23 protein-coding genes are annotated in these 25,269 nt (G+C 57.6%); 11 read left to right on the top strand and 12 right to left on the bottom strand.

Going from position 1 to position 25,269, the window contains the following annotated elements; translation table 11 throughout:
- The first annotated feature begins 202 nt into the window (after positions 1-202).
- From pdxS to amrS, 9 genes are all read left to right on the top strand, one after another.
- Positions 203-1,069, top strand: coding sequence for a pyridoxal 5'-phosphate synthase lyase subunit PdxS (gene pdxS, locus VFQ24_00545; GenBank protein HET9176828.1), 867 nt, complete (start codon positions 203-205; stop codon positions 1,067-1,069).
- Positions 1,070-1,133: 64 nt separating this feature from the next.
- Positions 1,134-1,658: a bacillithiol transferase BstA gene (gene bstA, locus VFQ24_00540; protein ID HET9176827.1), complete on the top strand. Its 525-nt coding sequence runs from the start codon at positions 1,134-1,136 to the stop codon at positions 1,656-1,658.
- A gap of 150 nt (positions 1,659-1,808) precedes the next feature.
- The gene (locus VFQ24_00535) at positions 1,809-2,237 is read left to right on the top strand and encodes an OsmC family protein (GenBank protein HET9176826.1); all 429 of its coding nucleotides are present in this window, start codon (positions 1,809-1,811) and stop codon (positions 2,235-2,237) included.
- A 92-nt stretch (positions 2,238-2,329) separates the two neighbouring features.
- A complete protein-coding gene (locus VFQ24_00530) occupies positions 2,330-3,262 on the top strand; it encodes a proline dehydrogenase family protein (GenBank protein HET9176825.1) in 933 nt (310 codons plus the stop codon).
- A 37-nt stretch (positions 3,263-3,299) separates the two neighbouring features.
- The gene (pdxT, locus tag VFQ24_00525; protein ID HET9176824.1) at positions 3,300-3,890 is read left to right on the top strand and encodes a pyridoxal 5'-phosphate synthase glutaminase subunit PdxT; all 591 of its coding nucleotides are present in this window, start codon (positions 3,300-3,302) and stop codon (positions 3,888-3,890) included.
- Positions 3,891-3,962: 72 nt separating this feature from the next.
- Entirely contained in the window at positions 3,963-5,858 is a 1,896-nt protein-coding gene (locus VFQ24_00520; GenBank protein HET9176823.1) for a CocE/NonD family hydrolase, read from the top strand.
- 124 nt (positions 5,859-5,982) lie between these two features.
- Entirely contained in the window at positions 5,983-6,846 is an 864-nt protein-coding gene (locus tag VFQ24_00515; GenBank protein HET9176822.1) for a GNAT family N-acetyltransferase, read from the top strand.
- Positions 6,847-6,903: 57 nt separating this feature from the next.
- Positions 6,904-7,350, top strand: coding sequence for a hypothetical protein (locus VFQ24_00510; protein HET9176821.1), 447 nt, complete (start codon positions 6,904-6,906; stop codon positions 7,348-7,350).
- Positions 7,351-7,579: 229 nt separating this feature from the next.
- Entirely contained in the window at positions 7,580-8,695 is a 1,116-nt protein-coding gene (gene amrS, locus VFQ24_00505; GenBank protein HET9176820.1) for an AmmeMemoRadiSam system radical SAM enzyme, read from the top strand.
- A 45-nt stretch (positions 8,696-8,740) separates the two neighbouring features.
- Here amrS and VFQ24_00500 read toward each other — a convergent pair whose 3' ends face one another.
- From VFQ24_00500 to VFQ24_00485, 4 genes are all read right to left on the bottom strand, one after another.
- On the bottom strand, positions 8,741-9,427 hold the full coding sequence (locus tag VFQ24_00500; protein HET9176819.1) for a CPBP family glutamic-type intramembrane protease: 687 nt from the start codon (positions 9,425-9,427) through the stop codon (positions 8,741-8,743).
- Positions 9,428-9,486: 59 nt separating this feature from the next.
- A complete protein-coding gene (locus tag VFQ24_00495) occupies positions 9,487-9,798 on the bottom strand; it encodes a hypothetical protein (GenBank protein ID HET9176818.1) in 312 nt (103 codons plus the stop codon).
- Positions 9,799-9,809: 11 nt separating this feature from the next.
- A complete protein-coding gene (locus VFQ24_00490; protein HET9176817.1) occupies positions 9,810-10,757 on the bottom strand; it encodes a hypothetical protein in 948 nt (315 codons plus the stop codon).
- 78 nt (positions 10,758-10,835) lie between these two features.
- On the bottom strand, positions 10,836-13,025 hold the full coding sequence (locus VFQ24_00485; GenBank protein ID HET9176816.1) for a M1 family metallopeptidase: 2,190 nt from the start codon (positions 13,023-13,025) through the stop codon (positions 10,836-10,838).
- A gap of 348 nt (positions 13,026-13,373) precedes the next feature.
- Here VFQ24_00485 and VFQ24_00480 point away from each other — a divergent pair, with 348 nt between their 5' ends.
- Positions 13,374-15,959: a TonB-dependent receptor gene (locus VFQ24_00480; GenBank protein ID HET9176815.1), complete on the top strand. Its 2,586-nt coding sequence runs from the start codon at positions 13,374-13,376 to the stop codon at positions 15,957-15,959.
- A gap of 105 nt (positions 15,960-16,064) precedes the next feature.
- Entirely contained in the window at positions 16,065-17,903 is a 1,839-nt protein-coding gene (locus tag VFQ24_00475) for a glycosyltransferase family 39 protein (GenBank protein HET9176814.1), read from the top strand.
- Between the two features lie 5 nt (positions 17,904-17,908).
- Here the strand turns inward: VFQ24_00475 and hpnI (VFQ24_00470) are convergent, their stop codons facing one another.
- The 8 genes from hpnI (VFQ24_00470) to VFQ24_00435 all read right to left on the bottom strand — a co-directional run bounded on the left by hpnI (VFQ24_00470) (position 17,909) and on the right by VFQ24_00435 (position 25,071).
- Positions 17,909-19,123 carry a bacteriohopanetetrol glucosamine biosynthesis glycosyltransferase HpnI gene (hpnI, locus tag VFQ24_00470; GenBank protein ID HET9176813.1) on the bottom strand — a complete coding sequence of 405 codons (1,215 nt, stop codon included), beginning with the start codon at positions 19,121-19,123 and terminating at the stop codon, positions 17,909-17,911.
- Positions 19,124-19,252: 129 nt separating this feature from the next.
- On the bottom strand, positions 19,253-19,747 hold the full coding sequence (locus VFQ24_00465; protein ID HET9176812.1) for a hypothetical protein: 495 nt from the start codon (positions 19,745-19,747) through the stop codon (positions 19,253-19,255).
- Positions 19,747-20,229, bottom strand: a complete 483-nt coding sequence (locus VFQ24_00460; protein HET9176811.1) for a toll/interleukin-1 receptor domain-containing protein — start codon at positions 20,227-20,229, stop codon at positions 19,747-19,749. Before VFQ24_00460 ends, VFQ24_00465 begins: the two co-directional genes overlap by 1 nt.
- Before the next feature lie 133 nt (positions 20,230-20,362).
- A complete protein-coding gene (gene hpnI / locus VFQ24_00455) occupies positions 20,363-21,523 on the bottom strand; it encodes a bacteriohopanetetrol glucosamine biosynthesis glycosyltransferase HpnI (GenBank protein ID HET9176810.1) in 1,161 nt (386 codons plus the stop codon).
- Between the two features lie 16 nt (positions 21,524-21,539).
- Positions 21,540-21,911 (bottom strand): hypothetical protein, encoded by a 372-nt coding sequence (locus VFQ24_00450; protein HET9176809.1) that lies wholly within the window; start codon positions 21,909-21,911, stop codon positions 21,540-21,542.
- Positions 21,908-22,324 (bottom strand): EamA family transporter, encoded by a 417-nt coding sequence (locus VFQ24_00445; GenBank protein HET9176808.1) that lies wholly within the window; start codon positions 22,322-22,324, stop codon positions 21,908-21,910. The genes VFQ24_00450 and VFQ24_00445 overlap by 4 nt, the downstream gene beginning before the upstream one ends.
- 21 nt (positions 22,325-22,345) lie before the next feature.
- Positions 22,346-23,854, bottom strand: coding sequence for a hopanoid biosynthesis associated radical SAM protein HpnJ (gene hpnJ, locus VFQ24_00440; protein ID HET9176807.1), 1,509 nt, complete (start codon positions 23,852-23,854; stop codon positions 22,346-22,348).
- 215 nt (positions 23,855-24,069) lie between these two features.
- The gene (locus VFQ24_00435; GenBank protein HET9176806.1) at positions 24,070-25,071 is read right to left on the bottom strand and encodes a tetratricopeptide repeat protein; all 1,002 of its coding nucleotides are present in this window, start codon (positions 25,069-25,071) and stop codon (positions 24,070-24,072) included.
- Positions 25,072-25,269: the final 198 nt, after the last annotated feature.

Below are 25,269 nucleotides of genomic sequence, written 5' to 3'. Positions count from 1 at the left end.
AGTATGCGGAGCGCTGATGGCCTGGCCTCATCGGCAATTGAAAGATAAACAGTGACTGGGGCCCATTCCCTGCGATTTGCCGGGTGCGCTCGAAACAAAAAGAGCGCCCGCACACAGTATTGGGCGGCTCTCGCACCGCCATCGGTTTGCAAACCGAACTGCGTTCTGGTGAGGAGGAGCGATGTGGGAGTATGACCAGCAAATGAAATTGAAGATCGGCCTGGCCGAAATGCTGAAAGGCGGCGTGATCATGGACGTCACGAACGCCGAGCAGGCCAAAATCGCCGAAGATGCCGGCGCGTGCTCGGTGATGGCGCTGGAGCGCGTCCCTGCGGACATCCGCAAAGAGGGCGGCGTGGCCCGCATGGCATCCATCAAGATTATCAAGGAGATCATGAAGGCGGTCACTATTCCGGTGATGGCCAAAGCGCGCATCGGCCATTTCGCCGAGGCGCAGGTGCTGGAGTCTGTGGGTGTTGATTATATCGATGAGAGCGAAGTGCTCACACCGGCTGACGAAGAGCATCACATCCATAAATGGCCCTACAAAGTCCCGTTCGTTTGCGGCGCTCGCAATCTCGGCGAGGCGCTGAGGAGGATTGGCGAAGGCGCGGCGATGGTACGCACCAAGGGCGAAGCCGGCTCGGGCAACATCGTGGAAGCGGTCCGGCACATGCGCGCTATTACCAGTGAGATTCGCCTGCTGACAACGCTGCGCGAGGAAGAACTCATGGCGAAGGCAAAGGATCTGGGCGCGCCACTCGACCTGGTGAAATGGGTGTCGGAGAACGGTAAACTGCCGGTGCCGAACTTTTCCGCCGGTGGCATTGCCACTCCGGCTGATGCCTCGCTGGTGATGCAACTGGGCGCTGAAGCCGTGTTTGTGGGCTCAGGGATCTTCAAGTCGGCCGATCCGGCCAAGCGCGCCAAAGCCATCGTTCGCGCCACAACACACTACAACGAACCCGCCATCGTGGCCGAGTGCTCAGAAGAACTGGGCGAAGCCATGCGCGGTCTCGACGTTGCCAAGATGGACCCGAAAGAGATGCTGCAAACGCGCGGATGGTAAGTAGTTCTGAGTTCTGAATGCTGAGTTTGGAATTCAGAATTCTGACGGCTGAATGGCATAACCGATGACAGACCTTCAATATCCCATTGGCAAATTCCAGCCGCCCGAGAAGATCTCGGATCGCGACCGGCAGGCATTCATCCAGCAGATCGAAGATGCCCCGGCGAGTTTGTGGTCCGCAGTAACAGGGCTTTCAGAACAGCAGCTCGACACGCCCTACCGCGAGGGCGGATGGACGGTGCGCCAGGTGGTACACCATCTTGCGGACAGCCACATGAACGCATTCATCCGTTTCAAGCTGGCGATGACCGAAGACCAACCCACAGTCAAGCCGTATCAACAGGAGCGCTGGGCGGAACTGCCCGACGCCAAGACGGCGCCGGTCGTGGTATCGCTGAATCTGGTTGATTCAGTGCATAAGCGTTTCGTGGCGCTTCTGCAGTCGATGAGCGCCGCCGACTTCGCCCGCACGATGGACCACCCGGAGCAAGGCATCGTGTCTCTTGACCGCTACCTCAGCCTCTACGCGTGGCACGGACGCCATCATGTTGCGCACATCACTGCGCTGCGCGACCGCATGGGATGGTAATTGCGAGTCAACGGCAGGAACAGCGGGCTTAAAGTTTCGTCTCCGGCTGGTTGTTCAGTGGGCAATTTGGCGTAACGGACCGAGATGACCACCACACGGGCTTTTTGCAGCACCAATTGATCTTGAATTCAGCATACAAAGGGAGGAAGCATGCCAGTTCGCAAGGCTGAAGCACAATGGAACGGAACACTTCTTGAGGGGAACGGTCACATGAAAATGGCCACGGGCTCCTATGACGGCCCGTTCACCTTCAAATCACGGATGGAGAACGGCGCAGGCACGAACCCCGAGGAACTCATCGCAGCCGCGCATGCGGGGTGCTACTCCATGGCCTTCTCTGCGACCGTCGGCAAGGCCGGGTTCACGCCGAAGAGCGTTCACACAACCGCCTCCGTTCACTTCGACAAAGTGGAGGCAGGTTTCGCCATTACCAGCATTGATCTTGAAACAGAAGCACAGATTCCCGGGATTGACGAAGCCAAATTCCAGGAGCTGGCGGAAGCGGCCAAGAAGGGCTGCCCGGTATCAAAAGCACTGGCTGGAACCACCATCAAACTGAAAGCCAGGCTCGTCCAGTAACCGCAGGTCCCGCCGCAGCTATGCACCGGCCACGCAAAGCAATGCCCTGGCGCCTGGCTGCTGGCAACTTTTCATGCTGAGAGCCTGAACCCATGCCGGGAACGATGCGAGGGGCCTTGTTGTGGGCTTCTCGAAACAACTGGTTGCGCGAGCGTGCGGCCCGGTACAAATTTGTCCGCCGCAGCGTGGCGCGATTCATGCCGGGCGAAGAACTTGGAGACGCTCTGGCCGCCGCGCGCAATCTGGAAAGTCAGGGTCTGGGCACAGTGCTGACGCACCTTGGCGAAAACGTCTCGACCGCCGGGGAAGCCGAAACCGTCACCCGGCATTATCTGGGCGCTCTTGAGCGGGTGCGAGAGAGCGGCCTCGGGTCTGAACTCTCCGTGAAGCTGACTCACCTGGGCCTCGATCTCAGCCGTGAACTTTGCCAGGCCAATGTTGAGAAGCTCATTCAGGCGGCCGGCTCGGACTCCATCGTCTGGATTGATATGGAATCTAGCAGATACGTGGATGCGACGCTCGGTTTGTACCGCAGGCTTCGGCGGACCTATTCCAACGTCGGCGTCTGCCTCCAGGCGTATCTTTATCGGACCGACGACGACCTGGCTTCACTGCTGCCGATGGGCCCGGCCGTCCGGCTGGTGAAGGGCGCATACCTTGAACCGGCCAGAGTGGCCTTCCCTCGAAAAGCGGACGTGGACGAAAACTACTTTGTTCTGGCTGCCAGGCTCCTGAACAGACAGGCGAGAAGCGGCGGTGTTCGCACGGCAATTGCTACGCACGATGTCAATCTCATCCACCGCGTGGAAGCACTGGCGCGTGCCGAAACATTGACCGCGGCAGACTTTCAGTTTGTGATGTTGTACGGCATTCAACGGGCGGAGCAGCTCCGGCTGGCGCGAGAGGGATGGAGATCCACCGTGCTGATCTCCTACGGAACGTTCTGGTTTCCGTGGTACATGCGGCGGCTGGCCGAGCGGCCCGAAAACATTGGATTTGTGATCAGGAATCTTCTGGGAGGATGAGGTACTCGCCTCGGGCCCTCAAGCCGGGGCCAACACCATGGGAAGCAAGGAACAGAAAACGATTGGCATTCTCGCGGTCCAGGGTGACTTCGCCATGCACGCCCGGATGCTGGACCGGATCGGCGTTCCATGGAAACTGGTGAAGCACGTGGAAGACTTTGCCGATATCGATGCGCTCATCCTGCCCGGCGGCGAGACCACCACCATGCTGAAGTTTCTGGCCGAACGAAAAATCGGCGACGCCATCCAGAGTTTCGCAAAAGAGAACAAGCCCGTCTTCGGCACGTGTGCCGGCGCGATCCTGATGGCCAAGGAAGTCCTCAACCCGGAACAGGAACGCCTGGGGTTGATCGACATTTCCATTGAGCGTAATGCTTACGGGCGACAAGTGGACAGTTCCGTCCAGCAGGGCGAATGCCCGGAAATTTCCGCCCACCCAGTGGAAATGGTTTTTATCCGCGCTCCCATCATCCGCCGCGTCGGCAAGGAGGTTAAAGTCCTGGGCCGCACTGGAGAATTGCCTGTTCTGGTGGAGCAAGGCAATCTGCTGGCTGCCACTTTCCACCCGGAGTTGACTGCCGACGAAACCATCCACCGCTATTTCCTCAAAAAGGCAGCATCGAGTTGAAGCCGCGGGCATAAGCAGGATCGCACGCTGATGCAGCAGTTGTGATACGATCGGTGCCCTCTGGAGGCACTCATGCGACCCATCGATTCCTTCTGCCGGGCATTGCTGCTGGCAATGCTTCTGGCCTGCGCCATTCTCGTAGCGCGCGATCGTGCGCTGAGTGGCCAGCCAAGTGCGGATGGGCCGAAATCTTATGCGGTTCTCAAGAACGTGATGATTTCCATGCGGGATGGGGTCCGGCTCGCTACCGACGTTTATTTCCCTGCTCGGAATGGAGCGCGCACCGAAGGAAAGCTTCCGGCGATTCTGGAACGAACGCCATACGACAAAGATCATTCCGAGGATCTCGCGGCTTTTTATGCCGGCCACGGATATATATATGTCGCACAGGACACGCGTGGCCGGTATCATTCCGAGGGCGTCTGGCACATGATGACTGACGACGTGAACGACGGTTACGACACCGCCAAATGGCTCGTGGCGCAGCCATGGAGCAGCGGAAAGTTCGCCATGATCGGGACCTCGTATGTGGGCGGAACGCAGCACGCCATGGCGGAAACCGGTGCGCCAGGCCTGACGGCAACCATACCCGCGGACGCCGTGGCCAATGCAGGCTATTTTGGAATTCGGAACGGCGGGGCCCTGGAGCTACGGTTCGTCAACTGGATCTTCTTCACAGCTCCTCTGGGCAGCCGGGAGGCGCGCGATCCCGAAATCCGGGCTGTGCTGGAAGAGGCGCATCAGCACGTGCGCGAATACTTGATGGACCTTCCCATCCGCAAAGGCACAACACCGTTCAAAATTGCGCCTGAGTACGAAGACTGGCTGGTGTTTGAGCTGAGCCACGGACCCGAAGATCCCCTGTGGAAGCAGCCCGGCTTTAACGTGGTTGACAACGTGGCCCGCTACAAAGACGTTCCCACGTATCTGATCGGCGGCTGGTACGACTCCTGGGACCTCCAGACAACCATGACCTACATGGCGCTGTCGAAGGCAAAGAAGGGTCCTGTAAAAATGATCCTCGGGCCGTGGATTCACGGCATGCACGAACGTCGCTCGAACGGTCAGGTGGATTTCGGGCCGAGCGCCGCGATCGACCAGGAAGCGTTCGGCTTGCGCTGGTACGACCATTGGCTTAAAGGGATCGCGAACGGAGTTGAGAACGATGCCCCCGTCAAGATCTTTGTGATGGGCGGCGGCAGCGAGGCAAAGCTTGGCGACGGCACGCACGAGCACGGCGGCTACTGGCGAGATGAGCATGAATGGCCGCTCGCCCGCACGCGCTGGACCTCCTTCTATCTCCACCGCAACGGCACGCTGTCTACTGACGGGCCTTCCGAATCGGATGTCAAAATCACCTACAAGTACGATCCTGCGAATCCGGTGCCGACGATTGGTGGCAACATCTCGTCGGGCGATGGCATCATGCTGCAGGGGGCGTGGGACCAGAAATGCTCGTCCGCTGTCTGGAACTGCAAAGACACGCGTCCACTTTCCGCGCGGCAGGACGTGGTGGTATTTACGACGCCGCCACTCGATCACGACGTTGAAGTGACCGGGCCGATTGATGTGAAGCTCTGGGCTTCGTCAGCCGCGGTTGATACGGATTTCACCGCCAAGCTGATTGATGTGCATCCCCCGAACAACGATTTCCCGGCGGGCATTGACATGAACCTGGAGGACGGCATCATCCGAGCGCGCTACCGTGATTCGCTCCAGAAGCCCGCGCTGATGAAGCCGGGCCAGATTTACGAATTCACCATTCACCTTTATCCCACTTCAAACGTTTTCAAGGCCGGCCATCGCATCCGGCTGGACATTTCCAGCAGCAATTTTCCGCGCTTTGATCTGAACCCAAATACCGGCGCTGCGCTCGGCGACGAACGCGGAGCGGTGGCAACCATGAACACCATCTATATGGACAAGGCCCACCCTTCGCACGTGGTCCTGCCCGTGATCCCGAAGTGAAAATCTGGGGGCCGGAAACGGCCGCGCCGCGTCAGCACGATAGACAGGCACTGAAACGGGCGCTTGCCAGTGCAGGAAGCTTGCGGCACAGCCGCATGACAGCAGCAAGAGCTGGGAGTCTCGAATGATCCACGCCGGTCACGCCTTGGCCTGCCGAATCGAAGGCGGTGAAGCCGCCGGCGCGCGCGCCTGGGCGGAGGGCTATCAGCGGCTATTTCCGGCTGACAGGGTCGCGTGGCTGGAAGTCGCTGGCGGATGTGCGGTCTTTGCCGGACGCGATTCCCCTGTAACGCAGGTCCAGGGAGCGGGAATCCGCGGGTCTGTGGGCGGGGACGAGTTTGACGCGATTGAAGATTTCTTCTTCTCGCGAAATAGCCGGGCGCAGGTAGTGGTTTGTCCCCTGGCGCACCCTTCGCTCCTCGAAGGATTGTCGAGGCGCGGATATACTGTCGCTGAAATGGAGAACGTCCTGGCGATGCCGCTCGACGCCCAATCGGTGGCATGCGCGCCCGCCAGCGAGGTTGAGGTCCGGCCCGTTCAGCGAGGCGAGGGCCGCGAGTGGGCAGAAACAGTGGCTCGCGGTTTTATCGAGCAGCCCGAATTTATGCCAGCGGGCAGCAATTTGAAGCTGGATGAGGCTTTCATCCGATTACTCATGGCAGGGGAAGAGGCGAAAGGATACTCTACTTTTGCGGCTTCCCTTGGCGGACGAATGATCGGGGGCGGAAGCCTGTTTATCCACGAATGCGTGGCGATGTTGAACGGCGCCAGCACACTCGCAGCTTTTCGCCGGCGGGGAGCACATTCGGCCCTCCATTTTGCGCGGCTCGCACACGCATTGAGCGCCGGCTGCGACCTGGCGCGGGTTGTAACCCAGCCGGGATCAACTTCCCAGCGCAATGCTGAACGCCGCGGATTTCAGGTGCTCTACACGCGGGCGGCGCTGGTGCAGAAGCCGCCTGGCAACGGCAGCGCGACAGAAACTTGAGCTAAGAGGACGGTTGCCGTTAAAATCTTGACTGATCCTGTTAAACATGGAGGAAATGTGAGAGTGAGTGTAGATCATCACGACGCAGAGCTGATGCTGAGGCTTTATGATTTGCGCCGCGAAGAGAAATTACGCCGCGCACGGGACTGGTTCATTCGCGAGTTCGAGGTTAAGCCCAGCGATGATTATGTTAAAAAGTACCCGCCGGATTCCGAGGAGAATGCCTTCACCCGGATGGTGGTGACGTATTGGGAGATGGTGGGGTCGATCGTCAACAGCGGGCTGATTGAGCAGGATTTCTTTTTCCAGAACACAGGCGAATTCTTCGTTGTGTGGGAAAAGATTAAACTGCTGGTGCCCGCTTTACGCGACAGTTTTAAGAACCCTTTCCTTTGGAAAAATTTGGAAAAGATGGCGGAAAGCTATGAGGAGTGGATGAATAAGCGCGCTCCAGAGGCAATTGGCGCTTCCAGGGAACGCATTGGGGCCCTCAGGAAAAAGTAGGCCCTGCCCTGCTATGACTTCCTGAATTCCCGGCCGCGTCTCAAACCGCGCCGAACTTAACGTGCAGAGGGTCGCGGCGCACTTGCCACAAAGCCAGGGCCTGGCGGTCGCCTTTCGGTTCTTCAGAATCCATTCATGTGGGTTTGTCCATCTCCGCTGACGCGCTCCCGCAAAAGTTAAGGGCGAGTATAATATCAATAGAAGCGCCGGCTTCCGACGCTGGCAAGCTATGAAAACACTCAGCGACATCCTGCAGAAATCCATCCGAGAAGGCGACCTGTGCGAAAGGATGGACAAAGGCTTTGTCCGCTGCGTGGCATGCGGCCACCGCTGTCCTATACCTGACGGCCAGTCAGGCGTTTGCAAGGTGCGCTTCAACCGCAACGGAAAGCTCTACGTTCCGTGGGGCTATGTCGGTGGGGTCCAGTGCGATCCGATTGAAAAAAAACCGTTCAATCACGCCTATCCTGGAGCTCTGGCTTACAGCTTCGGCATGCTCGGTTGCGACCTCCATTGTTCATACTGCCAGAACTGGGTAACTTCTCAGGCCCTTCGCGATCCTCGGGCCGTTTCGTCGCCTCTCGGGGCAACACCGGAATTGCTGGTGGAGGACGCGGTCGTCCAGGGCGCCAAGGTCATGGTGAGCACATACAATGAGCCGCTGATCACCAGCGAGTGGGCCGTGGCCGTCTTTAAGGAAGCTCGCCACGCGGGATTGAAGACCGCATATGTCTCAAACGGCAACGCAACTCCGGAAGCACTGGAATACCTACGTCCCTGGATTGATCTCTATAAAATCGACCTGAAGAGTTTCGATGACCGCCACTACCGGCAATTGGGCGGGCGCATACAGCCTATCCTGGATAGCATCCGGCGGACGTATGAACTGGGCTTCTGGGTGGAGATCGTAACGCTGCTGATCAAGGGATTCAACGATTCCGACGAGGAACTCATGCGGCTGGCGAAATTTCTTGTAAGCGTTTCACCCGACATACCTTGGCACGTTACTGCCTTCCACAAGGATTACAAGATGACGGATCCCGCGGACACCACGCCGGACATGTTGCGGCGGGCAGCGGACGTCGGCCGGGTCGCAGGGTTGCGCTTCGTGTACGCGGGCAACATGCCGGGCCGGGTGGGCGACCTTGAAGACACGCACTGCCCAGTCTGCGGCAAGACGCTCATCGAACGTTACGGCTACCACATTTCAAAATATCTGATTACGTCCGAGGGTCGCTGCCCGTCGTGCAATTCATCCATTCCCGGCCGCTGGGCCGAGCGGTTTGAGGGCCAGCTTGCCAGCTCTCCTTATCTGCCCCAGTTCCGCAGCGCGGCGCGCAATTGACCGCACTCGACTGATTCCCTGCCGGCTCAAGAACAATCCCACGGGTTAGCGAACGTGAAAGAGGAAGTATCCGGGGCCGACCCGCATGCCGTGGATGATCCACGGAGGGGCAAGCATCCCGATAAGGAATCCGGCAACGGCCTGCACAAATGCCAGCGGCCAGATGTTGCGATGCCGAAAGAAGATTTCCGCGAAGACGATCCCGCCCGCAAAGGTTGCCGCCATTAGAATAGGGTTTGGAATGTGCGCACCGGCAAACAGAAGCCCAATGGCAAGCGAACGCAGGTGCGGAGATTGCATCACTTTCATTAATTGCCGATGAAAGTATGACTGCGTGAGATACTGCTGAAAAGAGCACCAGACAAAGTAGCCGCCAAGTGACAGCCACACGTGCCAGGAAGCAAACCGGAAAACATTGTAGCGAACCCACAAGCCGTAACAGACCGCTCCACCGATCACCACGGCGAGGAGCGGAAGGCTGGCCCGGGCACAAGGCCAGAATTCCATTCCGGTCACGCCCAGTTCTTCCAGAGTCTCGCCGCAAAACCACTGGCTGAAAACAACGACGGCCAGCATCGGAAGCCACAGAAACGGGTGAGCATCCTGCCATCGCCAGATGTAAAGCAGAACAGCGGCGTAAATGGCCAGAACTTCACTGGCCGTAATCACCGGATTGATGGCGCGCACCGCGCGCAAAGGCTGGCGGTCAACTTCCGGAGTTAATGCGGACATCAATGCCCCTGTTCTCATTTTACGGCACAGTCCAGGAACGCATGCGAAGCTGCAAGCAGCTATGCTCCAGCAAGCACTTTTCTGACCGACTCGATTGCTTCGTCGCTCGAGATTGACACCGGCGCGAATAGTTCCTCCCATTCGACATCGGGAAATCCCATGCGGGTGAGCTTTGCGGGGAGCAATTGACGAAGGAGCGCCAGATCGTCAGAAGGGATCGACACGACTGCCCTGAAAATCGCCCGGTGCAGCGCGCTACTCCATGCGTAGCTTTGCACCAGTGGAATCAGGCTGGCTCGCAGGGGCCCTTGCGAAGTTCCAGCGCACAGTAGTCGCAGCACAAATTTTTCGAAGTTAAGGTCCTTCCCCATTGGAGCGCGCGTCAGGCCGTTGCTCGCTGACCGGACTTATCCGTCGGACTTGCCGGGCCGCGCGTGCTTGCGAACAATGACCACTCGCTGGCCCAGGTGGCAACACGGAACCAGTAGCGGCCGAACATCACCAGTTGCTGCCCGACGAAAAGGAGACCAAGCACCAGCGCGACCTCGTATGATGGGCCGGTACTCCCACCCAGGGCTGCATGGATCATGCGCCAGGGCGTTACCAGGCGATAAATTCCCAGCAAGGCAAGCCCGCAAAGCGACGGGATGGCGTAAACAAGAATGGCCCTGGGCAGGCGGCCGATTGAAAATCCCAGCGCACCCAGGAAGGCTTCTATAAACCCACAGCCTTCGCCATAGACAATCCTGATCTGGGCAAAATCGATCACCATATTTATGAAGGCAAACAACAGGAGGACCAGCAGGCCCACGCCGAGATGCGCCGCGAATGCCGAGCGGTCATTCATCCAATAGAGCGTCGCCCGGTCCACCGCACTTCCCAGGCCGACATTCACAAAACGGAACACCGCCCAGTAGCAAATCAGCGCGACGACCATCAACCAGAGCATTCGCCAGGCGTAGAAGCCGCAGTCACGGAAGAAGGTTCCAAGCCGGAACCGCTGAGGCTGCTGAAAGCGGGCCAGCACTCCACCGGCCAGAATGGCGTTCACCGGCAGCGCGATCAGGCCTATCACCATGATGAATTGAGCATATTGTTCGAGGGCCCCCGTGTTGTTGAATGCAAAATCCGTCAGCCAGTCCACCGAAAACCCAGTCAGCAGATTTCGGCTCACCAAGCTGTGGGAGGTGAACTGAAGCATTCCATGGTAGATCGGCAGACCTGCAACGATGGCCAGGAGCAAGTTGGCTGCAAACAGGATCCACACGGCCGATCGCGTGCGCGGCACCAGCCGGAACCCCTGGCGGATGGCCATCCGTCCGCTTACCATGTCCACTCCAGTTCCCGGATTGTTTCCAGATCAAACCTCACAGCGCTGCGCGGGTTCATGCTTAGTGCTTGCCGAGTGCTAGCTGAAGAATGCTGCCGCAAAAAAGAGATTTTCGATCCAGAATATCCATCGGATATACCATTTGAGGGCAAAGGCGGAATTCGCCTTCACGGTGCGGCTGTTGTTCGTGTAATTGGAATCCAGCAAAAGTTTGCGGGACGGATCGACCACGGCAGCCACTACCTTTTGGGGGCCATCATAGGTGAATGTCGTCCAACGGTATCTGCCATCCCATTGTTCATGAGCAACCTTGCCGTTATCAAACCGGACCTCGATGTCCACCGGCGCCGAGGCGCCGCCCAGACGTCGAATGGTGATGGTAGAGCGATATTGCTTCTGCTTGCTTGCCTTATACTGTTTTAAAGCATTCTGCCGGGAATAGTAAGTCTTTTTTCCACCCTCGTCATAGATACCGGTGTGGCCGTACATCGGCTCGTTCCAGATGCTTGCCACTGAATAATCCGCAAGGTTGGAATTGTAGAAGAACTGCTGAAAGAACCAGTCCATGTCCCGACCTGAAGCCTTATTGACCACGTCGATAAAATCCCGGGTGGTTGGATGACGGTATCGCCACTCCTGCTGATAGGTCCGCATCACGCGCGCCATGACGGTCGAGCCGAGGTATTGCTCGAGCGTGTCCAGGTCCAGCCCTGGTCTCATGTAGGAATTCACGACGTAGCTGAGGCGGCTCCGGTACTGCCAGCCGTTTCGCACCAAGTTGTCATCAGTAGCGTGCTGCAGGTATAAGCTGCGGCCCGAGGTTTGTTCCGGCAGTCTCACGCACGAAAAGTAAGGCCCGACGGGAATGGACCCGACCCCCAGAAACGGAAAGCTGGGCAATGGGACCTGCAGCCAGGCGTACGCCTGGTACGGAATACCCAGGAAGCGAAGGTACGAACACGGATTGCCATAGGCCGTTTCCAGTACCTTGGCCGTGGAGTATGTGACAAACCCCTCATCGAGCCACGGCTCTTCAAACTCATTGTTGCCTACCAGTCCGTACCAGAACTGATGCCCGAATTCGTGGATAGTCACTCCCTCCGGCTCAAATTCGTGCTTCCCCGGCCAGAAGGTGCTGCCCGCAACGAACAGCGTTGGATACTCCATGCCCGAGGTGTAGGAATTGCGGGGCGGATCAACTACTGTCAACGTGTCATAGGGGTAGGCGCCAAACCGCAATCCGTAATACTTGAGTCCGCTGAAAGCCGCGCGAAAATAACGCTCCTCGAGATTGCGGTGGTACGGTTGCAGCAGCAGCGTTACTGAAACGTTACGCAGCGCAATTTCGGAGGCGGGCAGCGCCAGAATCTCACTCCACCTGGCGACTTCGTCGCCCCGAACCTCCTTCCCCCAATCGAAAAGGCGTGTGATCTTCTTGAAATCCGGGCTGGCCGTCCAGGCAAAATCGTGGACGTCCTGCTGGTAGAAATTGTAAGTCGTGGTACCGTCCGGATCTTTCTTTTCAGAGCGCTCGAACCCCGTGGCGCCCAGGATGTAGTCGGAGGGAACCGTCAAATCAACGTCGTAGCTCCCGTAGTCGGCGTAAAACTCCGTGTAGCGATGGAACTGGTGGCAATTCCATCCACCGGTTGTCCGGCCGCGCTCTCCGGGCCCTTCATATACGCCGATCTTGGGAAACCACTGGCTGACCAGGTAATAGTCCCCGTCGTAACCGGTTCGGGCAAAAACCCGCGGCAGCTTTGCGGTAAAGTCAACGGAGAGTTCAATGGTTCCTTTTGGAGATATGGGCTGAGGGAGCTGGATTCGGACCACTGTCCTGTCATCAGCATTGGTGTCGTCCGGATGGATGTAGGTGATGAGCGGTGTCAGGTCAACTCCGTTGACAATCTGAATCTTGTCAATCTGTTCCCAGCCCCATTTTTCCTTACCGGGAATGGTGAGCCAATCCGTTAGCGAATCATGTTCTCTTGCGATGGGGTCCCGGCGCATGAAGGTGCTGTCAAGGTTTTTGAAGGCGTTCAGGTACAGGTGGAAATAGAGGTCTGGGATGGTATCGTCGGTGTGGTTCCACCACGTCAGCACGTAGTGTCCCTTGATGGTTTTCGTGCCGGGATACAGCGATGCCGAAATTTTGTACTGAACAATGAGGTGTTCGATGTGCGACTGGTAGGTCTGCGCCGTGGTGACGCGGACTGCCGTTAAGCAAGCAACCAGGCTGCCCACCAGGAGTATGCAGGAACGGCGCATCGATTCCGCCTCACAAACGTTCCCGAAGGTTTAAATGAATACAGTTCCCTGCCAACTGCTCCTCGGAACGGAGGTATTTTATCAAAAGAGGGTCGGTACGGGGAGACATTCACCCGGTTGCCAGCAGACCTCCGGAGGAAGACCGTAACGGTAACCGTTTTTTCGGCATCCAAAAGGTCCTCGTGGTCGGAGCCCGAAGCAGCACAGGCTATGCAGCAAGGAACTTCAGCAGGTATACTTGGAATTTTGTGCTCGTTAAGTTGTTGCGTATACAGCGTTATGCGGCGGAGGTTCGGCAGAATCACCAGGCGACGCTCAACCAAAGATCAGGAAGGACTGGTAAGCTTTTTGCACACTGACGCACACCGCTCTAAATTCAGGCAGGCTGTTTTTTGCACTCTTGTTGTCCTTCTCGCAGTCGTCAGCCTCAAAGGCCCCATCTCCTATGGGGATGCCCCCCAACCGACTCAGGAGTTGAGAGGCCAGATTGTAAATGAAAACAGCGTTCCCATTGCCGGCGTTGATTGCATACTCCAGGGAGGTCTGCTGCCCAGCCAGGGGATCTCCGTCACCACAGACTCCAGTGGTGACTTCAGCGTTCGGGGTCTGTTGCCGGGTAAGTACGTCCTGACCTGCACAGCGCTTGGATATGAGCCGTATGTCAAGACCGATCTGGCCATAACCGCGGGCCAGGCTAACTACGTTCGGGCGGTCATGCCGACGCAACAAAAAATCATCCAGAAGGTGGAGGTTCGAGCGAAGGCGGGCACCGCCGCGGAGCAGATCTCTGCGCCTCCGGCCACACTTGGTGCGGAAGAACTTACAACTTTGCCTATCGCCGAACAAAAGTTTAAGGCATTCCTGCCGCTGGTTCCGGGGGTCATCCGGTCTCCTAACGGTAAGATCAACATCAAAGGAACGGTAGAGAACCAGGGCATGCTCCTGATTGACGGCGCACAGGCCGTAGATCCCATCACAGGCGCCTTTGATATCGATCTTTCCATCGACGCCATCCAGTCACTGAATGTTTACAAGGCGCCGTTTGACGCCCAGTATGGCGGCTTCTCCGGCGGGTTGACAACGATTGATACCAAGGCGCCTTCCTATCAGTGGGGCTGGGACCTCAACGACTTTTTTCCCGGATTTCGCGGCCGAAGCGGCCATCTGGTGGGCATCAACGACTGGGAACCCAGGATCAGCTTTACCGGGCCGATTCTGAAAAACCGTCTCAACTTCTCCGAGTCATTCATCTATGACATCTTGAAGGTCCCTGTCCGGGGGCTTGCCTGGCCCAACAACGAGACGAAGAAGGAAGGCTACAATTCACTCACTACACTTCAGTATGTCTTCTCGCCCCGGCATCTCTTCTCATTCAACTTTCACCTGTTCCCGCGCAAGCAGGAGTTCGCCAACATCGATTCGCTGATCGCGCAGCCTGCCTCCGCAAATCTTTCCGAGCGCGGCTATTCCGCCCAGGGAAATGACAGCGTCCAGTTTGAATCAGGCAGCATCTTGAACAGCTTCTTCAAGTACACCCGGTTTGACGCCAACTCGCACGGACAGGGCCTTGAGACAATGCTCGTTACGCCCAACGGTTACGGCGGAAACTATTTCAATGAATGGGGACGAAAGAGTAATCAGGAAGAGGGCAGCCTGATTTACCGATTCCCTGGCTGGAAGTGGCTTGGCAAACACCAGTCTGAACTCGGGGGTGATTTTATCTATCGGTCTTATACTGGCACCAGCCTTTCCCGTACGGTACTCGTCACACGGCTGGATGGTACGGTGGCGAAACAGATCGACTTCCTGGGTCCAGGCGGAGTTCCTTCCACCCAATCTCCGGCGTTGTTTTCGACCAGCAATGCGGAGGGGGCAGCGTATGTGGGCGACCACTGGATGCTGACTGAACGTGCTGCCGTGGATTTCGGATTTCGCTACTACGGCCAGGCCGTAGGCGACCCCGCCACTTTCGCGCCGCGATTGGGAATGGTGTTCACTCCCGGCAAGAGTGGCCGGACCATCCTCCGGGCCGGGGTCGGGATTTTCAAGTCGCGCATACCACTGCTGGAGGCGGACTATGGCAGCAACCCCGCGCGGGTGATATCCCTGTTCGACGCCACGCAAACACCGATCGGTGTTCCTGTCACTTACATGAGCCAATGCGCCACAAGGGTCCGCACAGGACTGAGGCTCGTTTCGGATTGTTCTGACCTCGATGCCACGCCTTACAACGTGACATGGAACGCCGAGTTCGACCGCCAGATCACCAGCCGCGTTGCGGTCCGGGCCAGCTTCCTTGGCAGCAGCACCTACAAGGATTTCGTCGTCAACCCTGTGCTGACCTCCCCTGTTGAAGGTATGATGCTGCTCTCCAACCGAGGTGCAGCGCGATACCACGAACTTGAAGCCATGGTGAGCTACCGTGACGACCGGGGAAATCAGTTGAACGCGTCGTACGTTCGCAGCAGAACGATCGGTGACCTGAATTCCGTGTCGCATATCTATGTCCCATTTGAAGACCCCGTTATTCGTACTGACGTTTATGCCAGCCTCGACGCCGACGTCCCGGACCGTATGATTGCATGGGGAATCTTTCACCTCCCGAAGAAGGTCGTCTTTGCTCCGGTTATCGATTTGCACACGGGATTCCCCTGGTCAAAGGTGGACGAGTTCCAGAACTACGTTGGCGCCCCCAACAGCAACCGGTTTCCGGCATTTTTCTCCTTAGACTTCAAGATCTGGAAGGTGCTACCTCTGCCACGCTGGCTACCCTGGGGAGGCGGTTTCAAGCTGCGGTGGGGAATTGGAGTGCGTAACCTGACAGATGCTCGCGATGCACGAGACGTTTACAACAATATCACTTCTCCTAATTTTGGCCACTTTGTCGGGTTCCAGCATCGGGTGATCGAGGTCAATGTGGACACGGGAGAATAATCTTTTTTCAGTGCATACTGCCGCCGCGGTTTGTAGGGGGACTCCCTCGCTCTGCGCAAGCCCTGACGAAAGGTCCGGCTGCAGGCCCGCGCTTGGATTTAACTGATGCCTCAATACGAAGTGGAGCGCGACACACTGAAGTCAGACCAGCCTCGGCACGCAGCATCGGCCCCAGCCCGCAGTGCCATCCCTTGGATTTTGATCCTCATCGTCTGGGTGTCTGTTTATTTTCAGGGTGCGTTCCATCCTCCCCTGCTGGATGACGCCGACTCCACACACGCCGAAGCGGCGCGGGAGATGCACCAGTCGGGCGATTACGTCACACTGCGGGTGAACGGCATCCGCTATCTTGAAAAAGCTCCTCTCCCCTACTGGCTGGTGTCCCTTGGATTCACGGTCTTCGGTGTTTCGGAGTTTGCAGTGCGCCTGCCAATTATTCTTTCCATCCTGCTGATGATCGGCCTGGGCGCGCTTTGGGGGTTGCGAGCGTTCGGCCACCGCGGGGGAATCTATACCGGGCTATTTGTAGCCACATGTCTCGGCTGCTTTCTTTTCACGCGAATCTTTATCCCTGACGTCATTCTCAGCCTCCTGATCGCCCTCGCCCTCTATTTCTTCCTCTCGGCGCTCCAATCACGGCGGCAGCGCGAGTGGCGATGGTATGCTGCATATGCCATCATCGCCCTGGCTGTGCTCACCAAGGGTCTGGTGGCGCTGGTCTTTGTCGGCGTTCCCGCCATGGGCTATCTGCTCCTGACCAGAGAATGGCGGCGGTGGCGAGAGCTGCGTCTCGGCAAAGGCATTCTGATGTTCCTGCTGGTTGGCGCTCCGTGGCATATCCTGGCGGGCATCCGCAATCACGGATTCTTTTGGTTCTATTTCGTCAACGAGCAGTTTCTGCGTTTTCTGGGAGAACGCTACCCACACGACTACAACAAGCTGCCCCCTGCCCTCTACTGGGGACTCCACCTCGTCTGGCTGTTTCCCTGGAGTCTTTACTTTCCGCTGGTCTTCCGCGACCTCAAGCGGGACATCACCGCAGCGCGAAATCTGTCGGCGCTTAACTTCGCCGTCCGGACGCGGGCGCTATGCTGGATATGGGCAGGCATCGTGCTGGTTTTCTTCTCGTTTTCGACCAACCAGGAATACTATACCTTTCCCGCCTACCTTCCGCTGCTGCTGCTGATTGCCGGAAGTCTGGCTCGCGATGAAGAGCAGAAACGGTCAAGCCGATGGACCATCTTAGGTAATGGACTTTACGCGGCGGCAGGACTCGCGGCCGGCTCTGTCCTGGTGGCCGCGCTGTGGGCTTCAAGAAACGTTCCGCCCACTACAGACCTGGGTCAATTGCTGGTCCATCGCGATGTTGCCAACGACACGCTATCAATGTCAAAACTTTTTGATCTCACTACCTCGGCGTTTGCTGCACTGCGCCTGCCCGCGGGACTGGCGGCCGCCGTGCTGCTCGTCGGCCCGCTCGCGGCCCTCATTCTGCGCCTCCGAAATAAGCACGTAGCCGCCACGTGGACAACGGGCCTTGCCACCGCGGTCTTCCTGATTGCTGCCCAACTCGCCTTTGCCCGTTTCGGGCCGTTTCTCTCCTCCAAGCGGTTGGCCGATGCGATCCGCATCCGCGAAGAGCCCGGAGATCAGGTGATGATTTATGGCGACCAGGCATACGGGTCGTCGCTGCTGTTCTATTTGAAGAGGCCGATTGATCTGGTTAACGGAAGAACGACTTCCATGTGGTTCGGATCGACCTTCCCCGATGCGCCGCACATCTTTTTGGATAATGCCGATCTGGCCCGCGACTGGGGCGGCGATCACAGGATATTCCTGTTTGTTCCTCCGGGGCAACTTGACGACGTAAAGAAAACACTGCCACAGCCTCGATATGTTGTCGCTGAGAGTTCGGGAAAAGTTGTCTACAGCAACCAGCCGTGATGGCGCTACACAGGGCATCCTGCGTCGTTGGAGTCCGTCTCGCCTGGACGGCTTTTGGGGACCATTCGTCCGCCAGAAACGAGTTGGTAGCGCTCTCCGCGCCAGTCTATCTCCGAACCCCAGAAGCTGGCGCACCACAGAGTGAATCCAAGAAGGTCGCGGAGCGGATAGAGCCAGCAGTAGAGCGCGGAATCGCGGTCCCGATTAACACCCCATCCAACCACCAGCGCCTGGACCAGTCGGTTGGCAACAGCAACCGACAACATCCCCAACCCCAGGACCCAGTTGCCCGACAGCCATCCCGCAACCAAGGCGAGCGCACCAAACGGCATGGCAAACGTCAACCCCGTTCCAAGATGGCCCAGGCTTCGCGAAAATCGCGAACTCTTCATCCAGCGAAGCTGATGGAGCATGGAGGTCCGCGCGGAGCGGCCCAGGACGATGTGGTTTATCACATAGTGCGAAAGCACCACCTTCCTGCCGGCTGCATGCGTCAAGGCGCCCATGACGAAATCGTCGGCGCAGTAATCGCGCAAAACCCCTAAGCCGCCCCATCCTTCCAGCACTTCTTTTCGGATGACCATAGTGGGCCCCAGCGCGAATTTCATGCCTTCCAGCAGATCAGCCACGAGCACGCCGGAAGCCAATTCAATCGACATGCCCAGCGCTTCGAGCAGCGCCCAGAAGCCTCCGGTAGAAACGCCCCGATAGAGACAAGTGACCATGCCGACCTTCGGATCCAGCATGGGCCTTACCACCTGTGCGAGATAGTCCGGGGCAACATGCACGTCGCTGTCGGCGATGAACAATATCGGATGGGTAGCGAGCGGCGCCATCTTCTCCATCAGGCACACCTTGGCATTCGGATGGCCCGGATGACCAGACACGATGGTCTGAGTTGCCACGTGCGGATATTTCTTTTCGAGGACTTCGACAAGGGCGAGCGCCGGATCTGATTGGATCCGGGCGCCAAAGATCAGTTCGTACTCCGGGTAATCCTGGCGAAAAAAGCTCTCCAGACATTCTTCAAGCAAGGGCTCGGCGCCGTGCAACGGCTTCAGGACGCTCACCGGAGGAAGGTGTGCATCGGACCCACTTAAAGCGGAGTAACGCTGGGCCGAGATCCGAAAACGCACAGCGGCGACCATCACCAGCACGAGATAAACGCTGGCAGCGGACAGCCCGGCGCCGGCGATGATGAACAGGGCGTGTTCAAACATGGAACACACAGAGACAACGCGCGTGAAATATCATAAGACAGGCGCAAGGAATCACAACCATCTACAACATGAGAACCGTTTTCTTGCAATTACAGCAGACCTGGACAAGTTCCCCTTCTTGCACCAGAATCAAATGGGCTCTTCAGCCATTGCAATCGCCTGCTGAATAACCTGTTCGGAAACTCGAAATCGAAGGTCGCGCTGCAATTTTCGCACGAGACTACGAGTTTCCGACGCCCGTCCCTCTAAAAACAGTCGAGCAAGAATCCGCACAGTTCCAACACACCTAAATCCCATATTGCTACCGATTTCCCGTGCCCGCCTGTCGTCCCCTATAAAGTGCGTTGCTGTTCTCTCCTGCGCCTGAATCAGCGCCTCCGCCTCACCCTCGTCAACATCAGGCCTCAGCAGCTTTACATTCTCGGCATTCGCTGTGGTACACCTTAAGAAATAACCCGTCTCATAAAGCTTCTTGAGGCGGTAGCGGAACCTGCTCTTTCGATTAACTTCCCGCTGGACGGCCATGGGGACATACACGACGTCAAAGAAGAGGGATATCTCTCCGCATAGACCCAAGTGTACAAGATGAATGAGCGGTGTGCTGTCAACAACCGCGATCCGCACTATTTTTCACTCAGAGAAAAGAGCAGGAGTAGCCCAATTCCTACCGCGGCGAGGGCACCTATAGCTTGCTGTTGTTCTTTACTGATCTTTTTTTCCTTGAGGAATTCAACAATCCCTCCCTCGACTTGCCCAGGATTGTCCCACGGAGAGAATGTAAATACTTGGGGGAATTGCGCTAGGAGAGGATGACCGGCAAGGTCCGAACGGACGATTGGTATGACAAGTTTTTGTTTTGTCAGAGCATAGCGGAGTTCCCTTTCGACATTTGCGCTTGCTTTGGCAGTAATGATAGCCAGCACGCAATCAGCCCGGTCAATCGCATTGTGAATCGCAATGGATGAGGCCGACTGCTGTGGTGCGAGCGGTCCGCGTGGGGGCACATACATTTCAACGCCGTGCGCTGCGGCAAGTGTTTGTAACCGCCAGGCAAGCGCCTGTTCGGCAGCATCAAGGCTATAGCTTAGAAAGACTTTGAATCCCATCGCATGAGTATTCTACCCTTTCTGGAATTGCAATACTACTCATCGCTGCTCATCGAACGCCCTTCCAGTCCAAGGAGACGCGCACCGATCTTCATCTCATAGCTCAGGTCTGCTTCCCCATAACCGCGGTGGCTCAATCCTTGCTGGGCGCAGGACTCAGGCGGCCTTTGCGGATATAAAATGAGGTCCCGCGCCACTCGATGCGCCGCTTGGAAAAGCTGATGGCCAGGATGAAGAATGCGAGAGCATCCCATGCAGGCACCAGCCACCATTTCCTGCGCAGCAGTGGATCTTTCAGGCCCCACACGCCAACCGTCCAGGCGACGGCCAGCCGAAGCACGAGGTAAGCTCCGCAAAATCCCACGGTGGCTTCCCAAGTGCGATGCACCAGGCTCGCGGCCACCACCCATGGCAGCGCCTGGGTCAGCAGCCTGCCAAACTGGCCCCACGGACGCGAATTGGTAATGCCAACGGCCCAGCGAAGCTGGTGCTGGATCGAACCTAACAGCCCTTGCGACGGGGAAACGCTGGCCACGGTGTACGGGATGAGCTCGACCTCATGGCCCTCATCAGCGATCCGCCTCCCCAGTTCAAAATCGTCGGAAAAGCAATCCGCCATGGCCTCGAATCCGCCAAGGTCCTCCAGTCGCTCGGCGGCCACGGCGATGCTCGCGCCCAGCGCAAACTTCACGCCCTCCAACTGCCGGGCCACGACTACTCCGGGCATGAAGTCGGAAGAGAGCCCGACCGCCTCAATCTCAGAAGCCAGTCGGGGTTCTGATTGCAGGCGGTACATGCAGGTGACAGCGCCAACTCCCGGGTTACGAAGCGGGCCCACAATCGCTCGCAGATAATCCGGCTGGACCCGAATGTCGCTGTCACTGATCACCAGGGTGGGGTAACGGGCTTCGCGCGACAGACGGCACAATTGCCGTACCTTTCGGTTCCAGCCTCTGCCGGGAGAACCGACAAAAAGGCGGATGGCCCGGCTGGGGTGGTCTTCGATGAGCTTCCGGATGACAGGAATGACGGGATCATCAACGTCCATCACTCCAAACAAAATCTCGTATTCAGGGTAATTAAGATTGCAGAAGCTGGCGAAGTTCTCGTAGCATTCGCGGTCAAGCCCCCTGACAGGTTTCAGGATGCTGACCGGGGGCGCGAACTCAGGATCGCGGTAGACAGGACGGCGAAAATATCTCCAGGCGCTGAACAGTGCGGCCACATAGTAAAGCAGCGAAACGATGGCGCCGACTGAAATAAGCCACTCTACCGGGTGAAAGTGCGCATGCATGCCTTCGTCCTCTTTTTCAGATGCAGACCAGGGCCACTCCGATACAGACGATAAAGACGCCGATCCACCTCTCCCGGTTCACATATTCACCCAGCAGAAACTTAGCACCCAAGGCGCCGACTGCGTAACTTGCAGCCGTGGCCGGCACCACCAGGCTCACATCGGCCCAAGAAAGGAGCGCCAGCAGTGAAAAAAAAGCCACGGCCATCAGACCTACTCCGATCCACAGCCATTTTACTCTGAGGGCGCGGCCGAGAAATCGCAAAACGCTCACGGGAGTGAAACGCTTGAATTCTCCAACGGTCTTCATGGCGAGCGACAGGCAAATATCGCCCAGTTGCCCGGCCACAACAATAACCGCAATGAACAGCGCTGTCTGACCCGTCATGAGTTGTGATTTGTGCTGGGGTGCGTGCCGCCAACCACAAAAACCCCCACGCAGATCAGGCCAACGCCAACCCAGCGTGTGGTTGGGACATGCTCTCCCAGAAAGAAGTATCCCATCAGGGCCACCAAAACATAGCCAATGGCCGAGGCGGGTGAAACGTAGCTGAAATCCGCCCAGGAAAGCACGAGCATATAGCTCACCAGGAACAGCATCAACAGGGCGATAGCCAACCAGATGGTGCCGCTCTCGAAGGCCCGTGCAAAAAAAGCCGCTGCGGTCCCCGGGGCCCAGCTACGGAGCTCGCCCAGCCGCTTCATCCCCCGGCTGAGCAGTACGTCACCGGATGACCCGAAGGTGACCATAAACGCCAGCAGGATGAAGGTCTTGGCTCGCGGGCTTCTCAATTCAGGCATGAGCTCTCATAGCCCAACCGCTCAGGAGTTCGATGGAGGCTCGGAAGCCAGGTCGATCGCCGGCACGCTGATGGAGGTTGCCTTCACGGGTCCCTGGCGGGCAAATTTAAGCCGCTCACTCCGCAACCGGAGAAACTCCACGCCTTCCTGGTACAGGCGCTTACGCTCGTCTTTGTCCCAGAGCGCCTTGCGTACGATTCGCCACACCACTCGCGGCCTGAAGTAATACTCATCGTAGAAGCGGTTGACGGCGTCCATCATCTGCGCCGTCGACAGGCCCGGATATTGAATGTGAGGCAGTTGGTGGCCGTTGGTGTCAGACATGGGAAGATTCACCAACTGGCCAGCCTGCAACAACTGGTTGTACATTTCCGTCCCCGGATAGCCGTGCGCAAGGGAAACCTGGATGGTTTCCGAGTCCAATTCCCTCGCAAAATCGATGGTGCGCTCGATGGTTTCGGGTGTCTCACCCGGAAGCCCGATGATGAAGTCGGCGTGGATTGCTATGCCGAGCTGCTTGCAGTTCTTCGCGAACCTGCGGCCCATTTCCGCGGTTGCGCCTTTCTTGATGTTCTTCAGTATCTGATCGTCGCCGGATTCAAAACCCACGATAAAGAGCCGGGCGCCGCCGTCAGCCATGGCTTTGAGGGTTTCATAGTCGCTGTGGACGCGGGCCGTGCAGGACCAGCGGAAACCCAGCGGTTTGAATTTCTTTGACAGTTCGATGACGCGGTCCTTACGGATATTGAAAGTGTCATCATCGAAGAAGAATTCCTTCGCCTGCGGGAACAGCTTGAGAGCCTGCCCGATTTCCGTAACCACGTTGTCGACGGAGCGTGTCCGCCAGGCATGACCCGAAAGTGTCTGCGGCCACAGGCAGAAGGTGCAAAGGGCGGGACACCCGCGCGAAGAATAGAACGAGACGAAGGGATGAAGCAGAAAAGGAACGTTGTAATTCTCAATGCTCAGGTCGCGCTTGTAGACCTCCGTGGCAAACGGCAGGCGGTCCAAATCCTCCGTCTGCAGTTCCTTTCGCGGCGGATTGTGGACGATTTTCCCGTCCTTGCGATAACTGGCGCCGAGAATCTCGCTGAGCGGCTTACCCTGCGCAAACTCCACCACGGCATAATCAAATTCGCCGCGCACAATAAAATCGATGTCGTCGCTGGCCATCAAGCTTTCATCGGGCTTCACCTGCACGGGAGGTCCCACAAAGGCTACTCGGAGGCCGGGCTTTGCCTCCTTCATCCGGCGGACAAGCTCAACGTCGTTCTCAAAACCGACAGCGGACGTGAAAAGGACCACAAACTCATAGTCCTTGGCGATTTCGACGGTCTGCTGAGGAGTAATTTTGTGCGGAGGGGCATCCAGCAGGCGGCTGCCGGGCAGCATTCCCGCGGGATAGGTGAGCCACACGGGGTACCAGTAAGACTCAATCTCGCGCGTGGCGGGCCACCTCGAACTTGCGCCGCCATCAAACTTCTCGAAACTCGGAGGATTCAGCAACAGCGTCTTCAAAACAGACACCATACAGACTCCCTTCTATAACGTCCTGATGCCACGAGGCTGTATATCTTCCGCCATCCGTTGAATTGCATTGTACCCGAAAGCTATAACTTCTTTGGAATTTACTTGCTGCAAAACCGACCCGCATCCGCAACGTCCCGTTTACGATTCTAACGCTATGTACCAAAACTGGCCACCCCACTCTGTGGCCTTTGGTCTTCAGACAGTCGGCTGCCCGGCTAATTTGCATCCAGGCGCTTGAGAGCATCCAGTGCCCCCTGGTTGTCGGGGCTCAGCCCGAGGGCCACACGGTATTGCTCGATCGCTTGCGCCTTCTTCCCCCATATTTCGTAAATCCGGCCCAGCCAGTCATGCGCCGCCGCATGCGGCGGGAAATCGTCCCGGCGCGGGGTCCCGGCAAGGTACGCCTTCAGGTTCTGCTCAGCCCCTGCGAGGTCCCGGCGTTTCATCACGTCAGCCACTGCGCTGTAGTAATTCAGGCGCGGGTCATTCGGCACAATCAAAGAGACCGCCTGTACGGCGGCATCCAGTTGGACCGGCTTCTGATCAGACTCATAAAAATCCGCAATCTGAAAGTAGGCTTCTGGCTGTGACGGCCGTGCCTCCAAAACCCTGCGATACTCCGTGGCGGCAAGGTCCGATCTGCCCAGATCGCGCCAATAAATGGCGCGCGCCAGATGGCCTTCGGTAGCGTCACGGGACGCGATGGCTTGCACCTGGGCCTCGGCCTTATCCCTGCTCCCGCCCAGTATCCACGGGGCCTGGAGATAGAACTCCATTAAATCGCGGCGCGCGGCAAGATTGTCCGGATCAAGCTGGATGGCTTTCTGATATTCCAGTTTGGCCTTTCGGGCGAGCCAGAAGCTGCGGTCCGTATCGGCCTTCATTCCGTAAGAACGCGCCAGCCAGAAGTGCGATTCTGAACAGTCGGGCGACAATTGGGCCGCGCGTTCGGCAAATGCAACTGCCTTGTCGTAACTGCCAAGGTCCATGAAGGATCGCGCCAGCCATAACGTGGCTTGGGCGTCCGCGGGGTTCTTGGCCACCTGTCGCTGGAGTATTGACGCGGACTCAGCGTACTTCCCGGCGTCCAGGTCATTGGCAATTGCCGGCCGAGCAGGACACGGACTGGGCGAGGGGTTACCAGACGCCCATCCGCGAGCGCCCTGAGCGCAAAAACAAAGTAACGCTGCGAGTACTGGTAGTTTCAAAAATTTCATAGTTCAAAAACGTTGGTAGCCAGGGGTTAGGAAATTACTTGAGGCAGGCCTCCGTTGTGGGAACAATCCATAATCAGGGCATTGTATCAAAAGCCACCGCAAGTGTACAGAGAGCAGTGACAGAAATAGTAAACCCTCCGTGGATATGATGCATCGTTTCGCCGGATGGGTACATCAATAAATCCAGAGGGTCAGGTA

It is taken from the genome of Terriglobia bacterium (assembly GCA_035712365.1).
Classification (GTDB): domain Bacteria; phylum Acidobacteriota; class Terriglobia; order UBA7540; family UBA7540; genus SCRD01.
The sequence above is the reverse complement of the archived record's forward strand: the minus strand, read 5'-3'. Positions and strand labels throughout refer to the sequence as shown.

Coding starts and splice junctions, on each gene's coding strand:
- pdxS (HET9176828.1), top strand. CDS start 203: ATGAAATTGAAGATCGGCCTGGCCGAAATGCTGAAAGGCGGCGTGATC.
- bstA (HET9176827.1), top strand. CDS start 1,134: ATGACAGACCTTCAATATCCCATTGGCAAATTCCAGCCGCCCGAGAAG.
- VFQ24_00535 (HET9176826.1), top strand. CDS start 1,809: ATGCCAGTTCGCAAGGCTGAAGCACAATGGAACGGAACACTTCTTGAG.
- VFQ24_00530 (HET9176825.1), top strand. CDS start 2,330: ATGCCGGGAACGATGCGAGGGGCCTTGTTGTGGGCTTCTCGAAACAAC.
- pdxT (HET9176824.1), top strand. CDS start 3,300: ATGGGAAGCAAGGAACAGAAAACGATTGGCATTCTCGCGGTCCAGGGT.
- VFQ24_00520 (HET9176823.1), top strand. CDS start 3,963: ATGCGACCCATCGATTCCTTCTGCCGGGCATTGCTGCTGGCAATGCTT.
- VFQ24_00515 (HET9176822.1), top strand. CDS start 5,983: ATGATCCACGCCGGTCACGCCTTGGCCTGCCGAATCGAAGGCGGTGAA.
- amrS (HET9176820.1), top strand. CDS start 7,580: ATGAAAACACTCAGCGACATCCTGCAGAAATCCATCCGAGAAGGCGAC.
- VFQ24_00500 (HET9176819.1), bottom strand. CDS start 9,427: ATGTCCGCATTAACTCCGGAAGTTGACCGCCAGCCTTTGCGCGCGGTG.
- VFQ24_00495 (HET9176818.1), bottom strand. CDS start 9,798: ATGGGGAAGGACCTTAACTTCGAAAAATTTGTGCTGCGACTACTGTGC.
- VFQ24_00490 (HET9176817.1), bottom strand. CDS start 10,757: ATGGTAAGCGGACGGATGGCCATCCGCCAGGGGTTCCGGCTGGTGCCG.
- VFQ24_00485 (HET9176816.1), bottom strand. CDS start 13,025: ATGCGCCGTTCCTGCATACTCCTGGTGGGCAGCCTGGTTGCTTGCTTA.
- VFQ24_00475 (HET9176814.1), top strand. CDS start 16,065: ATGCCTCAATACGAAGTGGAGCGCGACACACTGAAGTCAGACCAGCCT.
- hpnI (HET9176813.1), bottom strand. CDS start 19,123: ATGTTTGAACACGCCCTGTTCATCATCGCCGGCGCCGGGCTGTCCGCT.
- VFQ24_00460 (HET9176811.1), bottom strand. CDS start 20,229: ATGGGATTCAAAGTCTTTCTAAGCTATAGCCTTGATGCTGCCGAACAG.
- hpnI (HET9176810.1), bottom strand. CDS start 21,523: ATGCATGCGCACTTTCACCCGGTAGAGTGGCTTATTTCAGTCGGCGCC.
- VFQ24_00450 (HET9176809.1), bottom strand. CDS start 21,911: ATGACGGGTCAGACAGCGCTGTTCATTGCGGTTATTGTTGTGGCCGGG.
- VFQ24_00445 (HET9176808.1), bottom strand. CDS start 22,324: ATGCCTGAATTGAGAAGCCCGCGAGCCAAGACCTTCATCCTGCTGGCG.
- hpnJ (HET9176807.1), bottom strand. CDS start 23,854: ATGGTGTCTGTTTTGAAGACGCTGTTGCTGAATCCTCCGAGTTTCGAG.
- VFQ24_00435 (HET9176806.1), bottom strand. CDS start 25,071: ATGAAATTTTTGAAACTACCAGTACTCGCAGCGTTACTTTGTTTTTGC.